14 protein-coding genes are annotated in these 14,829 nt (G+C 47.0%); 2 read left to right on the top strand and 12 right to left on the bottom strand.

Annotated features, from left to right (window positions below; all coding sequences use genetic code 11):
• Positions 1-136 precede the first annotated feature (136 nt).
• Positions 137-541, top strand: a complete 405-nt coding sequence (locus EWH91_RS00525; protein WP_129928030.1) for a YtxH domain-containing protein — start codon at positions 137-139, stop codon at positions 539-541.
• A 98-nt stretch (positions 542-639) separates the two neighbouring features.
• Here EWH91_RS00525 and EWH91_RS00520 read toward each other — a convergent pair whose 3' ends face one another.
• Positions 640-1,872, bottom strand: a complete 1,233-nt coding sequence (locus EWH91_RS00520; protein ID WP_129928029.1) for an aminopeptidase — start codon at positions 1,870-1,872, stop codon at positions 640-642.
• 97 nt (positions 1,873-1,969) lie between these two features.
• On the bottom strand, positions 1,970-2,590 hold the full coding sequence (locus tag EWH91_RS00515; protein WP_129928028.1) for a YpmS family protein: 621 nt from the start codon (positions 2,588-2,590) through the stop codon (positions 1,970-1,972).
• A 311-nt stretch (positions 2,591-2,901) separates the two neighbouring features.
• Between EWH91_RS00515 and EWH91_RS00510 the strand changes: the two genes are divergently transcribed.
• Complete coding sequence (locus EWH91_RS00510; RefSeq protein WP_129928027.1) at positions 2,902-3,771, top strand: peptidylprolyl isomerase; 870 nt, start codon at positions 2,902-2,904, stop codon at positions 3,769-3,771.
• Positions 3,772-3,820: 49 nt separating this feature from the next.
• Here the strand turns inward: EWH91_RS00510 and EWH91_RS00505 are convergent, their stop codons facing one another.
• From EWH91_RS00505 to EWH91_RS00460, 10 genes are all read right to left on the bottom strand, one after another.
• The gene (locus EWH91_RS00505; protein ID WP_129928026.1) at positions 3,821-4,111 is read right to left on the bottom strand and encodes a sporulation YhaL family protein; all 291 of its coding nucleotides are present in this window, start codon (positions 4,109-4,111) and stop codon (positions 3,821-3,823) included.
• A 97-nt stretch (positions 4,112-4,208) separates the two neighbouring features.
• On the bottom strand, positions 4,209-5,204 hold the full coding sequence (yhaM, locus tag EWH91_RS00500) for a 3'-5' exoribonuclease YhaM (protein ID WP_129928025.1): 996 nt from the start codon (positions 5,202-5,204) through the stop codon (positions 4,209-4,211).
• A gap of 64 nt (positions 5,205-5,268) precedes the next feature.
• Complete coding sequence (locus EWH91_RS00495; protein ID WP_129928024.1) at positions 5,269-6,645, bottom strand: sensor histidine kinase; 1,377 nt, start codon at positions 6,643-6,645, stop codon at positions 5,269-5,271.
• Complete coding sequence (locus tag EWH91_RS00490) at positions 6,645-7,322, bottom strand: response regulator transcription factor (RefSeq protein WP_129928023.1); 678 nt, start codon at positions 7,320-7,322, stop codon at positions 6,645-6,647. The genes EWH91_RS00495 and EWH91_RS00490 overlap by 1 nt, the downstream gene beginning before the upstream one ends.
• Before the next feature lie 72 nt (positions 7,323-7,394).
• Entirely contained in the window at positions 7,395-10,181 is a 2,787-nt protein-coding gene (locus tag EWH91_RS00485; RefSeq protein ID WP_129928022.1) for an ATP-binding protein, read from the bottom strand.
• Complete coding sequence (locus EWH91_RS00480; RefSeq protein ID WP_129928021.1) at positions 10,178-11,455, bottom strand: metallophosphoesterase family protein; 1,278 nt, start codon at positions 11,453-11,455, stop codon at positions 10,178-10,180. Before EWH91_RS00480 ends, EWH91_RS00485 begins: the two co-directional genes overlap by 4 nt.
• 177 nt (positions 11,456-11,632) lie before the next feature.
• Positions 11,633-12,472: a Cof-type HAD-IIB family hydrolase gene (locus EWH91_RS00475; protein ID WP_129928020.1), complete on the bottom strand. Its 840-nt coding sequence runs from the start codon at positions 12,470-12,472 to the stop codon at positions 11,633-11,635.
• A 93-nt stretch (positions 12,473-12,565) separates the two neighbouring features.
• The gene (locus tag EWH91_RS00470) at positions 12,566-13,708 is read right to left on the bottom strand and encodes a DUF445 family protein (protein ID WP_129928019.1); all 1,143 of its coding nucleotides are present in this window, start codon (positions 13,706-13,708) and stop codon (positions 12,566-12,568) included.
• A 126-nt stretch (positions 13,709-13,834) separates the two neighbouring features.
• Positions 13,835-14,029 carry an alpha/beta-type small acid-soluble spore protein gene (locus EWH91_RS00465; RefSeq protein ID WP_129928018.1) on the bottom strand — a complete coding sequence of 65 codons (195 nt, stop codon included), beginning with the start codon at positions 14,027-14,029 and terminating at the stop codon, positions 13,835-13,837.
• A 121-nt stretch (positions 14,030-14,150) separates the two neighbouring features.
• Positions 14,151-14,699 (bottom strand): beta-class carbonic anhydrase, encoded by a 549-nt coding sequence (locus tag EWH91_RS00460; RefSeq protein ID WP_129928017.1) that lies wholly within the window; start codon positions 14,697-14,699, stop codon positions 14,151-14,153.
• Positions 14,700-14,829: the final 130 nt, after the last annotated feature.

Here is a 14,829-nt window from a genome sequence, read left to right as displayed (position 1 = left end):
TCGGTCCCTGCTGATCAGCAGGGGCTTTTTTTGAGCCTGTTCAGCCAGGAGCAAGGGACATGAAGTGATAACAGATCACAAGTAGGGTATAATATATATAGTATAAACAGAATACTTCATAAAGAGGTGACAGATATTGGGTAAATTCCTGTCATACACCCTGGGCGCGATCATCGGTGGTGCTGTCGGCGGTACGGTGGTGCTTTTGACAACGCCTAAAAATGGTGCTGAAGTGAGAAATGAAATAAAGAAAAAAGCATCATCGATTCAGCAGCCCCTGAAAGATGCCGCAGACAATCTGGGTGTTGTAAAAGATCGGGTGATTGCTTTAAAAGATGACAGTGTTCCTGTTCTGAAATCAACGGTCTCAGATTTGGGCAGTCTGCTCAAAGAATGGAAAGAGGATGTTCAGCCTTATCTGACAAGAATCAAGAATAATGTTGTCCAGCTTGAAGCTGCAAAAGAGAAACTGACCAATAAACTGCAGGCACACTCCCCGGAAAAGAAACCGGGAGAGGAACAGACGCCACCCTCCCTCTGATTTGATAGGGAAACCCCTGGATGATTAACCATCCAGGGGTTTCTTCAGTATTTCGACATCAGTATAAGCTGCTAGGACAGGCGCCAGTTGTTTCTTCATCAGAAAGCCCAAAGTCCGTTTCGGAAAACCGGCTCCCATTTTCCGTCCGCTGTCTGGCCGTCAATATCAAGCTCAGCTGATCCAATCATAAAATCGACATGAACCAGGCTGTCATTTGCACCGTGCGCGTTCAATTCATCACGAGACATATCCGCCCCTCCATCCAGACAGGTCGGATACGCTTTTCCGATCGCCAGATGACAAGACGCGTTTTCGTCATATAATGTCGTATGAAATACCATTTCCGATGCTGATATCGGTGAATCATCAGGTACGAGGGCGACTTCACCCAGGTAATGCGAACCTTCGTCTGTTTCGATCAGACGCCTGATGACTTTTTCACCCTGCTCTGCATGTACCTTTACGATACGCCCCTTTTCAAAGGTCAGAGACAGGTTCTCAATCAGAGTACCCCCATAAATCAATGGCCTGGTGCTCGTAACTGTCCCGTTCACACCGTTCTTATCCGGGAGAGTATAGACTTCTTCAGTCGGCATGTTGGCGACAAATCTGGCCCCGTTAGCTGCTGTCGAAGCACCGCCGTCCCAGTGATACAGTGGATCAAATGCAATGTCAAGGTCCGTTCCCGGCGCATGATAATGAAGTTTCGTGTATTTTTTCTTATTCAGTACGGCCCGCTTTTTCGCCAGTGTATCCAAATGGGCTTCCCACGCCTGAATCGGATCCTCCCGGTCAACACGGGTCATACGGAAGATCACATCCCAGAGATCGTTCATCGCCACCTCCCGTATTTTCCCCGGGAAGAGCTTCTTCGCCCACTCTACAGTTGGATAAATCAGAATCGTCCAGCTGACACGGTCATTCATCCGATAATCATAATACGTATTCAGCGCCGTCCACATAGCCTCCTGATTCAGTGCTACTTTATGAGGATCGATGCCGTCGGTCATGCCGATTCCGGTTGTACGGATATCAATACATGCTGCTCCCCGTTTGACAAGGGACTCAAGCATATCCGCTTTCCAGACTGGATACTCACGAATCACTTCTTCATTGGCATATTTCAGACGCATTCTGTCCAATTGATCATCCGTCCAGTTAAAATAGACGCGTTTCGCTCCTGCCTCATACGCCTTCCTCGTCACCATTCTCGCCAGTTCTCCGGCATCGATGGGAGATTTGACGATCACTTCCTGCCCCTTTTGCACATGCGCACCGACTTTGACCGCTAATTCCGCATATTTTTCTAGTTTTTGTAAAAATGTTTTCATCCTCTTCGCCTCCAGTTGTGACGTTCGGTAAAACGTTTCCAATGCTTATTGTATCACGCATACCCGATGTTATAGCAAGTCCGTTCACAAGTCTGTATCATTTGCCCTTGTCCTGCTGATGAACAGTAAAGGATACCTCATCCGGCAGATTAATCGTCTCTGCTCTGAGATACAGACCATCCTGTATCTTCACTTGAGTGAGGTTAATATATATTTCACGATGATTCGGGTTGATGACGACCCATTCCGGAAAATCCGTACCGGCTTTCAGAAAGCTTAATACCTCTTTATCCGGAAGGTTCAGACTTCCAATTTTTACATCAGCTTCCTTTAATATAATGTCTCCATGACTGACTTTCGGATCAAAAGTCAGTGAGAAGGGAATACCAGTGAAGAGAAGCCGAAAATGGCCTTTCAGCACAAGGTGTTTTCCGATCGTTACGTGATAAGTCAGACGATCATTCTCAGCGGACCTGATCTGATTGTTGATCAGCGATTCCAGTTGCTGCCTGTTTGCCTGTACAGTAAAAATAGCCTCACTCCTGCTCTTGTCATCCAGGTTGTCCTGCTGTAATTCCTTCTCTGAAGACCCGCCGGTAAGTGCAATGGTCAGAAAAAGTACCGCAGCGAGGATGAGCAGCAAGAGTACAAAAAAAGCTGTTTTCCAGAAATTTCTTTCTCTTTTCTGATGTCTTGCTTTTCTAAGACCTGTTAACACGCTTTATGCCCCTCTCAGGCTTAAATATCAGTGACGCATCCATTGTGTTTTGAAAACTCTTTTCGCATTAATTTATTATAGCTTATTTCCATCTCACGGCAAAAGGCGCTACTTCAATCTGTTCGCTCATTCTCGTTCAGAAAGGTCCTGCTGTTTTCCATTCTCGACAACCGCTCCTGTTTTCGGTTAGAATGGACAGTGTTAATTCAATCCGTCATTTCTCTTAAGAAAAAATAAGTGCGACGGATAAAAAAGCGTTCCTTCGAAAAACTGTAAGTAGAATGGAACAATTCATAATAGGAGTGGACATAGTGAAGAAACTGATTATCGTACTTACTGCGGTGCTCGTTCTCGCAAGCCTTTCCGCATGCGGAAACGGTGAGGGCAGTGCTGCTGTTGTAAAAACAGATAGTGGGAACATTACCAAAGCGGATTTCTACAATGAAATGAAAAAAACATACGGAGATCAGGTCCTTCAGAATCTTGTATTTGAGAAACTGCTTCAAGACAAGTATAACGTGTCCGGGAAGGCCGTGGACAAAAAATATAATGAGGTCGTTAAGTCTTTCCCGAGCGAGCAGCAGTTTGAACAGGCACTTGCTCAAAACAATCTGAAGAAAAGTCAGTTTAAACGTCAGATCAAAGATTCTCTGATGATGACCAAAGCACAGCAGGAAGGAATCAAAGTCTCAGATAAGGATCTAAAGGATTATTTTAATAAGAATGCGAATCAGCTGGTTGAGCTGAAAGCCAGTCATATCCTGGTTCAGGATAAGAAGACAGCAGATAACCTGGTCAAACAGTTAAAGGGCGGTGCCGATTTCGCTGAACTTGCGAAAAAGAACACAATCGATACAGCCACAAAAAATGCCGGCGGCGAACTGGGCTGGTTCAAGCAGTCCACCATGGTTCCAGAATTCAGCAATGCAGCCATGAAACTGAAAGTCGGCCAGATCAGCAGTCCTGTCTACTCTAAGACGGACGGTGGATACCATATTATCAAGCTTGAGGGTAAGCGTGATGATTATAATTCGCTCAAATCGTCTGCAAAAGAAGCGTATCTGGCAAGCAAACAGAAATCACAGAGTGAAGTCATGCAGAAACTGATTAAAGAGGCCAATATAAAAGTAGAGGATAAAGATTTCAAAGATCTATTCAATAATGCGTCGGCAGCTCAATAAAGTATCACTTCAATCAGTACCAAAACCGAAAAAAATCCCAAAGCCACATCTACATGGCTTTGGGATTTTTTCCTTTATGACGCCGTTGTTTCTCTGCCTCAATACGTTTCATATAGACATTTCCCTGTGTTTCCACCCATTCCTGATCCACTTCCTTATCCTGTCTGGAAAAGGAAAAGGCCTGGTAGCCGCTGAACAGAATGCCGGCAAGTAGCAGATACACCCACCAGTCCACACTTTCCATTGCGGTCAATACCGGATCAGTCATACCGAACTGTTGCATCATGAAGAGTAAAAAAAGCAGGGCAACAGCATAAAGTGAACGTCTTGCCTGTTTCATTTTTCCGCCTCCCGCATAAATGATAGATAAGGATACCGTTTCGTATCACGAAGCCTGTACCCTATCTCTATGCGGAAGTCTGGACAATTAGACGTCTTCAGTCGTGCTTTTCAGAGTCCGATGAAAGTTTTTCCTGTTCTTTTTCTTCAGCCTGATCAAATGACGGTCTGTACAGAGAACGATTATCCATTGCAAAAATCCGTTCTGAGAATTCACCCGGGCGTGTCTTTCGAATCGCCCGTGTCATAATATTAATCTTCGCATCCATGTCATCCAGAATATGAAGGATTTCTGCTTCTTTAAACATCGGCGGTTTCGGACTCCCCCATTCAGGATGTTCATGATGACTGAGCACCATGTGCTGCAGCAGCAGCACTTCCTCTTTATCCTCGATATCCAGCTCTTTTGCCACCTCACCGATCTCATCGACCATGATTGAGATATGCCCGATCAGGTTTCCTTCAAGGGTATAACGTGTCGCGGTCACTCCGGATAATTCTTTCAATTTCCCCATATCATGCAGGATAATACCTGCATACAGAAGATCACTGTTGATTTCCGGATATAACTTCACAACCGATCTGGCCAGCTCCAGCATGCAACATACATGATAGGCCAGCCCGGACAGGAAATTATGATGGATGCGTACCGCTGCCGGATATTCAAAAAAAGACTGATGATGCTTTTTGAGCAAGGCCCGCGTCAGCCTCTGAATCACCGGATTTTTTATATCGAATAAAAACTGGGTGATTTTGTCTTTCAGCTCATCTGCCGAAACCGGTGCAGCCATGACAAGTTCGGATTTATCTATTGCATCACGCGCATCCGCCATGCGGATATTGCGGATCTTGAATTGATTTCTCCCGCGGAATGTCGTGATGTCGCCTTCTGCCAGAACGACCACTCCGGTGACATAGTTTTTTTCATCCTCGGGAGTCGAGCCCCAGAGTTTCGATTCAATGTCCCCTGTTTTATCCTGAAGAATTAGCGTGAGGAAGGGTTTACCGTTACTAGCCGTCCCGCGTTTGACTGATTTGATCAAAAGAAAATCGCGAACATGCTCGCCCTCCTTATAGAATGCAATACCTTTCAAATAGAATCATCCCTTTCTGATCAACAGACGATCACTCGTTAACCTTTCAATAGCATGTTATATTTTATCGCTCTTCCTCCGGCAATACCCCGTCCGGAGGTGCAGGAAGGGTGATCACAAAAGCAACACCCTCTGCCAGGTTCCTTGCGGTGATGCTGCCACCATGAGAATGGACAATCCGGCTGACAATCGCCAGTCCGAGCCCAAACTGACCTTTTTTTCCTTTTTCAAAGGGGCGGAACATGGATGTCAGCTGGTTCTCCGGAATGTGTTCCCCATCATTTTCAATCGAAATCCGCGTCTCATGACCTGATCCAACGGCTTTCATCGTGATCCTTTTTTTGGCGTAGCGCAGCGCATTTTCCACCAGATTTTCGCAAACGGTCTGAAGCTGTTCTCTGTCTCCCCAGACCACTGTTTCTTCACCTTCAATGTCAATGGTGATATCCGGACGCTGAACCCCCAGACGTTCCCTGATTCGGACGGCAAGATCACCGAACCGAATCAGGTGATAATCAATGGTCTGACCGCTTAAAGAATCAAACCGGGTAAAGTCAAGCAGTTTTTTCACCTTTGTCTCCATCTGTTCCGCTTCATTAATGATGACGTCGATAGAATCATCCAGATTTCCCCGGGGATAAATTTTGTCTTTTAAAGACTGGGCATAACTGTGAACCACCATAATCGGGGTCTTCAGTTCATGAGAGGCCTGCTGCAGAAATACCTTTTGCGATTTATCGTATTTGATCAGGTTGCGTCTCATCTTCTCAAACTGAGAAGACAGGCGTTCAAATTCTTCATCACCTTTCCATTCAAATGGTTTTTCCCAGTTCAGACGCGAAATTTCTTCGAAACGTCTTCCTAATATATCCAGAGGACGCTTTAAATATCTTGCCAGCCAGAAGGAAATAAACAGACTGAAAATCCCGACAACGATAAATATATAAATCATGCGTGTCCAAAGTTCATGCATCAGTTCTTTCGGGTATGTATCCCACATATAGGACACGAGATAAGCATGGCCGAGATTATCAGTAACCTTTCTGACCACATAATACAATGTCGCACCCTGATATTCCAGCTCGTACCGCTTCACGTTCACATTCTGGCTGACCAAATCCCGCCTGATCCGTTTATAAACTGAAGGCTGACGAATCAGATTACCATACAGCTGATCATATGATCCGTCGATAATCACATTGCCAACAGCTTTAGCCGCCTGCTGACGGTCCAGTTCCGTTTTCGAGTCTCCGATTCCATAATTTCCTCTGCCCTGATACAGCGTCTCCTGTACATATTCAATCGTATCAAAGGAATCCTCCCGCAAGGCACTTTTTATCATAAAAGGATAAACAATGGATGTCACAACACCGATCAGCAGGATCAGCAAAGCAAAAGAAAGCCAGATACGCTTGGTCAGTGTCCACCTTATCCGAATCATCAGGACACAACCCTGTATCCGGAACCGTAAACTGTTTCAAGAGAAAGTCTGCTCAGTTTTCTTCTGATCCGTCGTACCACATCATCGACCGCGCGATCAGATCCTACATAATCTTTTCCCCATACTTCATTCAGAATTTCTTTCCGCGATTTCGCCACATTGGCATTTTCCACCAGATAAAGAAGGACATCGAATTCTTTGGTCGTCAGATCGATGACATGTTCTTCTTCATCGAAGACTTTTCGTCTGACCACATCAATTTGATATCTGGATATTACAAGCATACTCTCATGTATGCCGTTACCGTATACACGATGTAACAATTTTTGTGCGCGGATAACCAGTTCCTTGGGCAGAAAAGGCTTCGCCAGATAATCATCACTTCCGAGCTCGAGTCCGATGATTTTATCCAGATCCTGGTCCCTCGCTGAAATAAATATTACCGGCTGTTCTGAATGATTCTCTTTAATTTTTTTTAACAGATCATAACCATTCATGCCCGGAAGCATAATATCAAGTATCCACAGGTGGACACCGTTATGCATATATTTCACGGCTTCTTCAGCCGTATGAAATACGGAAACCTCCCAGCCTTCTTTTTCCATATAGGCTTTAAGAATTGACGCCAGGGTTTCTTCATCTTCTACCAGATTAATTTTAAAAGTCGTTTCATCCATTACTGATCCGTCCCTGTTCGTTCATTATTTACGCTTTTCTTTCATAAATTATATCATGAGGACGCCCCTGTTTCATATCGTCGGGACCTCTTTAGAGAGCGAAATAACGTATTCCGGATGGTCATGCAGAAATGCAGACTGATGACAGGTAAACAGAATCACCTGGCGTTTTTGTGCCATTTTCTCAATCAGATGGTAAACCCGTCTGGTTCTCAGGGCATCAAATTCTGCGAAACCTTCGTCGATGATCAGAGGCAGGGTTTCCCGCCCGCTAAAGGCATCTGTCAGGGCAAACCGCAGAGAAAGATACAGTTGTTCTGCGGCCCCGCGACTGAGCTGTTCTGCGCGTACAGGGCTTCCGTCATCCTGTACAGCGATGAATCCGTCGGAATCTTCAAGGCGCAGCGCTTTATATTTTCCTGAAGTAATATAGTTAAAATACCGGCCTGCCTGATCCAGCACCCCGGGCAGGCGCTCTTTCCGGTACAGGTCTTTTGCTTTCCTGATTGCCCATTGTGCCATGCGCAGAGAGGCCCATTTCCGCGCTTTTTCGCCGGCTTCCGTACGCAGTGCTTCATAATGGTCCAGAGTGTCCCGGTAAGTGTCATCCGCCACAAGGCTCTGACGCTCGGCCTGTCCTGCAATCAGATCCGCTCTCGCTTTTTTGAGCCGACTGTCGATTTCTTCCGTCTGATCCCGAAAACTCTCCTCCGAGGTATCAGCCCATTTTCCACTGTCAAGAGCGTCAATATAAATCCTCAGCTGTTCTTCGGAACCTGCAGTTTCGATCATGTCCAGATGTTTTTTCTCTTTTTCTTTCTGCAATTCACGGTGATGAACATGCTTCTCCGCTGCCTGAAGGAACTGTTCCTCCGATTCGGCACCTGCTTTTTCGAACAGATCATGGGCAGCCGCTGTCAGTTTTTCCAGCTTGGAAAGCAGGCGCTCTTTCTGTTTGACATATAACATCCTGTTTCGTTTCAGTTCATCAATACGACTGCCCTTTTTCTTTTCCCTGTCAAGAATCTGCTCGAGAAAAGTAATATCCCCTTCAGGAAGGCCAAGCCGTCCGGTCAGGTCTGATTTCTCAGATTCAAAAAGCCGGTGCTCCCCGAGCCTCTCCGTGATTCTTTTTTCAAGCGTCCGGATCTTGTCAAGCAGTATCCGTGCTTCACCTTCCAGTCGAACGGCTTCTTCTGCAAAATCAGGGGCAATACCTTTATATCCCCGGTCATTCAGCCAGGCGATAAGTTCCCGCTCTCTTTGATCACGTCCATGGCCGGCTTCTTCTGCTGCCTGTTGTTTTGCTTTATCAAGCCGTTCCGCGTCAGCCAGTTGCTTCATCCGGAATCTGAACTCTGCGTCATCCGGTCCCGCACTTTCCCTGCTCTCAGATCTGCCTTCTGAAAATCGCCGGCCCATGACAACCACAATACCAGGAACCAGACCGAAGGCAAAGAAGAGCACGCCCGCAGAGGGGGTAATCAAAACAGAGACAAGGACTGAAAGCAGGACAAGTACCGTTGCACCTGCTAAATAAGTGAAACGGCTGATTTTCGCCTGCCTGCCGCCTCTCCTGTCTGCGCGATCGCCCCCGGAAGCTGATGCCCGTTGTTGCTGTACTATTTTCACTTGATCTGTCAGCTGTCTGACTGCCTCACTCTGATTTTCCCGGATGTCATCTGCTCTTCTTTTCTCTTCTGCCGCCTTTTTCCACAGTTCCGATTTCTCTTTAAACGTCTTCAGAAATGACAGACTCACATCTGCCGAAGCCACACGGGAGTCGTCCCAATCCGGCCCCAGGCGTCTCACGTGCTGCCGGTAAGCCGATTTCTTTTCCGCAAGTTCCTCATGCAGCCGGCGGACTTCACCCATATTCTGCTCATCACGCACAGCTGAACGGAACAGGGTTGTCAGTCTGCCCTCTTCAGCCAGCCAGTCTGTCCGGACAGACAGGGCGCCAATCTGATCACCTGTCTCTCGGATCTGCTCCTCCCGTTCGGAGACTTCCCGTTCCAGCGTATCTTTTTGTCTGCGTATGTCCTCATAACGCGCCTTTCCGTCTTCCGGGAAGGGGCGGACCGGGCCGAGCTTCCTGATCTCCGCGTCAATTGCACGGGCGCGGATGATCAGGGGCCTGATTGCAGTAAAAGCGGTCCAGTCGCGGTAGCGGGTCTGTACTTCCTTTTTCTCCGTTTCGCATTTTTTAATCGTTTCCTTAAGCTGTCTGATTCTCTCTTCCAGCTCGAGAAAGTCAGACAGTTTCTGTTCCCATTTTCCTATTTTTGCCCCCGTGGCATCAAGTTCACGGAAAAGACGGTTCAGATCGGGATTCTTACCGCCCTTTTTAAACAGTTCGCCACATTTTTTAGCCAGCTGCTGTTCCAGCTCAGTTAACACCTGGGTACCGGTCATACCTGCACCCAGGAGCAGATCGTTCAGATCGGACGGTCTTTTCTTCTCAATCCCCTGAAGGCCGGTCAGGTCGAAGCAGAATACATTCTGATAAAGCAGACGGTCGACCCCGGTCAGCCATTTTCCGAGATCGGCTTTCTGATCGCCGATGAGCAGCTGCGGACGTCCGTTGTCCGTATAGGTTCGCTTAAGCCGGCAGAGCCGCCCGTCATCAGAAGTAAAAAGCACAGTTCCACCTGTCAGATTTTCATCGCCTTCATCCATCCATCGACTCATTGCATTTTTCTGGGGAAAGCCAAAAAGTATCGCCAGGAGAAATTGCATGATTGTCGATTTACCTGACTCATTCTCGCCATAGACAACGGTCAGCGCCTGGCCGGTCAGATGGATTTTCTGCCTCTCAAAACGGCCGAAACGGTCGATTTCCAGTGATTTAATCTTCATTTTCTGCGGAGCCTGCCGGACTCCTCCGCCCCCCTTTCAGCTGCTCCTGAGGCAGATCCGGGAAACAGAGATTCAGCCAGAATCTGTTCCGCTTCTGCTTTGATACGGGCAGCTGTTTCTTCATCAGGCGCATCAAGATAACGCCTGCCCAGCCGATGCTGAAGCAGCGGACTGAGCGCTTCATGGATCGCCTGGTCACTTTCAATCAATCGAAAAACATCACCGAGGAAATGCGGGCTCTTAAGGATCTGACCCGGATCCCATTGCTGCATAAAGCGAACCACACCGCTTAGCAGCCACACAAAATCATCCCGGTATGTTTCATCCTCATTCATCGCATCCAAAAGCTCCTGAAATAGCTCTTCGGTGCCCTCAAAATGTTGATCTGAACCGGCAACTGACAGATCAAGGAGGAGAAACACACCGGTTTCATCCGTCCGCCGCATCTCCTCTCTGATTTGACTGATTTTCAACTCGAGCGTGTCTGCGGTTAATTCCCCCTGAATGGAGATCCCCTTTCGCATCCAGATAATGTCCGCTGTTGAACAGAAGCGTACATGTGCTTCCATACCATTCAGCTCGACCAGGGAGACCCCTTTATCGCCGGTTTCCTTAACCGAAAGGCCCTGGGTATCTCCCGGGTACCAGACGGGCAGTTCAGGGGAGAGCTGCATCCGTTTGTGTATATGTCCGAGCGCCCAGTAATTAAAATCCTTTTCTGTCAGATCTTTCAGCGAAAACGGGGCATACGTATCTTCCCTGTTACCTTTTCGAAGGGCGCCGTGCAGGATGCCAATATGGTAATCGGCACCGTCTTCCTTTTGATAACGCGCAGCCATGTTATCCCTGATTCTGCGCTGGCGATAGCTGAATCCGTACAGATGCACCCGCTCCCCGTTCTTTTTTTGAAAGGGAATCATTTCCGGTTTATCAGAAAAAACATGCACATTTTCGGGAAGCCTCAGGTGATTCCAGGGATCATCAAGATGATCATGATTTCCAAAAACAAGGTATACGGGAACAGAAGCTTCACTCAGCTTCTTCATCGCATGGATAAAACGATGCTGCGCTGTAATGCTTCTGTGGCTGCTGTCGAAAATATCCCCGGCAATAATCAGAAAATCAGCCTGTTCCGAAAGCGTAATGTCCACCATCTTATCAAGTGCTTTAAAGGTACTGTTCCTGACCCGTTCATGAAGAGGGCGCGGAAGATCTGATAACCCCTCGAACGGCCTGTCCAAGTGCAGGTCAGCTGCGTGAATAAACCGAATCATCCTTTCCTCTTCCTCCTCGCTCATTTGCTTTTTATTTTACCATACTTTATCAAGTCATACGATCACATGTTCTGTTAAATCATCAAACCTGTTTTTCTGAACCTTTTCCCCGCAAAAATTCCGTGTTTTCTTAAAATATGTAAAAAAGCCCCGTTTCCGGGGATTGAATAAGTTCTGTTATAAACGTACGCGCAGCTGCTTGCGAAAAACTTCTTTTATCATGTAAGCCACACCGTTCATATCATTGGAACGGGTGATCCAGTCGGCCTTCGCCTTCACTTCCTTCGACGCATTTCGCATCGCCACACCAAGACCCGCTTTTTCAATCATTTCTGCATCTTCCGGTCCGTCGCCGACAGCCACAATCTGATGAAGTGGTACCCCCAGCTGTCCTGCAAAGAAAAGCAGTCCGTTAAATTTAGATGTTCCCTGCCGTACCAGTGTCAGGTCAGATGGTGATTCTCTTCTGACGTCAAGTGAGGGGAAATAGTCCCCCATCGCTTTTTCAATCTCATCCATCACCGTCTCATCCTTCAATTTTATCTTCACATCCGTTGCTCCTTCGTAATTCTCAAGGAGATACTGACTGAGCGTATCTACATAAGTAACCGGATAAAAAAGCGGTTCGTTCATGCCGATGGTCATCTTTGCAATCAGATTTTTCTGACGGGGCCGGTTACTGATCGACAGCCTTTCGTGGGAAATCTGAATCTGACACGGATACGTCTCAAGAAATTCCACAAGCTGAATCAGTACACTGTGATCCATTTTGCTGGTATATACCGGGTGATCCATTGATGAGGAGACAAATGCGCCATTGTGTGCGATAATCGGATGATTCAGCTTTAGCGTGCGGGCAACCCTGGCCGCTGAATGAAAATGCCTTTCGGAAACCAGAGTAACAATAATCCCCTTCTTTTTTGCATAAGAAACAGCTTCCTTCGTCTGCCGGTCAAGCCGGTTATTCCCGTTTAAAAGAGTCCCGTCGATGTCAAGAGCCAATAAGCGATATACCAAGGTCCTCCCCCTTTTTGGAATCCATTCGTTACCTCATTCCTGTTGAAAGCTTATGTCATGTTAACAGTAAATAGAACAAGGTCTCTTGTCCGGTCAGGACAGGAGAATCATCAGGACCCCCTGGATGACACCGATGAGCCCGCCAAGCAGATAACCCAGGTTGACAATCATATTCAATTCTTTTTTCATAAGGGAAAAAATCATATGTTCCAGTTCTGAAAGGGAAAGCCGGTTCACCTGATCGGATACCATATCCTCCAGTTGAAAAGCCTCCAGAATTGATCCGATATGGGCGGCTGCTACCGATAAAAATCCTGCCAGCATAGTGGGAACAAGATCCAGAATCTGACTTCTGACCGGAGAGGTGATTTGCTGCACGGGCTGATTCATCATCGAATGGCCGGTCAAAACACGCCGGACCACTTTGGCGACGCCATCAGACACTGTTCCGGCGTCCACACCCAGCCTGTCCAGAATGTCAGCGGGAGTCTGTTCTCTGAGTCCGGCTGCTTTCTCTCTGAGAAATTTCAGGACTTTATGTCGCACCTCAGAAGATCCGGCGAACTGCAAGACCACAGGATAAAGGCGCTCTGTCAGATGGCTCCCGCCAATCAGCTTCAGGGAAAGTTCACCAAAGAACCCCCGGCTGTGGATAAATGACGTGATGCTCTCTTCAATCAGCGTTCTTCCCTTTTCGGTTTCCAGATTATGTAATAATGCGTCAACGATAAGATCCGATAGATCCGGAAGGCGGCGTTCCAGCATCTGAAAAGTCTGCTCCGGAAGCAGGGTGTGAAGCTTTTTATCCCGGTTCGCATCCAGAAAGGCCTGTATGAGTGTCCTGCTCAGCTGATTCACAGCGTCCTCAAGGTGAAGAGCCTGTCCGGTTTTCAGATGCAATCCGTCCAGCACGTCCTGCACTGTCCGCTTACTGTCCAGAAAAAAAGAGACCTTTTCAACCGCCCGTCTGCTCAGCAACTTTACGAACCCGGTATCCGTTAATTTATTTTTAATCCCTTTCGCAGTGACCAGGTGCCGCATCACGAGCTGACCCAGCTTTACCCCGATATCCTTGCGGCGTCTGGGGATCAGACCAGGAGTAAATGGCAGTTTCCATTTCCCGATATAAATCGACTGAAAAGGGTGGAAAAGCATTTTAATCGCCAGCAGATTGGTCAGCCCGCCGACCAGCGCACCGGTCATCACAGGGATAAAAATCTGATAAAATGTATGCAAGGCACGACTTCCTTTTTCCGACAGACTCTGCTCTTATTTTAACAGAGAGAAAAGACGATGCCTATAGATAAAGGAGCGGCAGATGCCGCTCCCATTTAATTTTACTATTGACAGAGCATACTTTTTTTATTTCTGGAAACCGCCAAACTGAGACTGTGCCTGCGCAACCAGCCGCTTCGTAATTTCGCCTCCGACCGAACCATTCGCTCTTGAAGTGGTATCCGGTCCAAGGTTTACGCCGAATTCGCCGGCAATTTCTGCTTTCATCTGATCAAGCGCCTGCTGTACACCTGGCACGACTAACTGATTTGAATTTGCCATGTGTTTCACCTCCCTTGTAAGCCTATTTTGCTCAGCACCTGATTTCTATATTCCCAAAAAGCCTGGTAATTTTTTGAAATCAATGAACCGGCAATTGGCTAAAAGAAGTGATGATCGCACTTTATGCTACAGGCCTGAGTTCACCGGTTAACGGATCAATAACAAGGCCGTATACCGGAGTATCATCCGGAAAGAGTGGATGGCTTTTTACAATATCGACACTGTCTTTTACCTGATCGGCTACGTCATCAAATCCGCCCAGCCACTGATCAGGCTGAATTCCGGCATCTCGCACTTTTTCAAAATCGTGATTACTGACTCCGCGTTTTTGCATGTCTGCAACCATTTGACTGCCATGAAGTCCATGCATACCGCAGTCTGTATGGCCAATAATATAAACAGCTTCAGAACCAAGTTCGTAGACAGAGACAAGAATGCTCTTCATCACACTGCTATAGGGTCCTTCAACCATGCCCCCGGCAGATTTGATCATAATCGCATCGCCGTTTTTTAAGTGCAAAGCCTGCGGCAGCAGCTCGATCAATCGGCAATCCATACAGGTGACCACCGTCATTTTTTTGACGGGCTTTCCTCCGGCTTCAAAGGGCACGTACCCTTTATTTTCAACAAATTTTTTATTATCAGCCAAAATATTCTCAAGCTGTGACAAAATCCACCCCTCCAGATTCAGTCTATCATGAATGATTGTGAAGAAACGCCCGCTGACCGGTAAGTCTTTGACACAGCCAGAGGTTTCGTTTTTTTTCTGATGTTTTTTTTCATTGACATGTTACAGGTGT

The organism is Sporolactobacillus sp. THM19-2 (genome assembly GCF_004153195.1).
In the GTDB taxonomy this organism is placed as follows: Bacteria; Bacillota; Bacilli; order Bacillales; family Sporolactobacillaceae; genus Sporolactobacillus.
The sequence above is the reverse complement of the archived record's forward strand: the minus strand, read 5'-3'. Positions and strand labels throughout refer to the sequence as shown.

Bases quoted from the DNA above. Each gene is read 5' to 3' on its own strand.
- EWH91_RS00520 (WP_129928029.1), bottom strand. From the start codon at position 1,872: ATGAAAACATTTTTACAAAAACTAGAAAAATATGCGGAATTAGCGGTC.
- EWH91_RS00505 (WP_129928026.1), bottom strand. From the start codon at position 4,111: ATGAAACAGGCAAGACGTTCACTTTATGCTGTTGCCCTGCTTTTTTTA.
- EWH91_RS00495 (WP_129928024.1), bottom strand. From the start codon at position 6,645: ATGATTCGGATAAGGTGGACACTGACCAAGCGTATCTGGCTTTCTTTT.
- EWH91_RS00490 (WP_129928023.1), bottom strand. From the start codon at position 7,322: ATGGATGAAACGACTTTTAAAATTAATCTGGTAGAAGATGAAGAAACC.
- EWH91_RS00485 (WP_129928022.1), bottom strand. From the start codon at position 10,181: ATGAAGATTAAATCACTGGAAATCGACCGTTTCGGCCGTTTTGAGAGG.
- EWH91_RS00480 (WP_129928021.1), bottom strand. From the start codon at position 11,455: ATGATTCGGTTTATTCACGCAGCTGACCTGCACTTGGACAGGCCGTTC.
- EWH91_RS00465 (WP_129928018.1), bottom strand. From the start codon at position 14,029: ATGGCAAATTCAAATCAGTTAGTCGTGCCAGGTGTACAGCAGGCGCTT.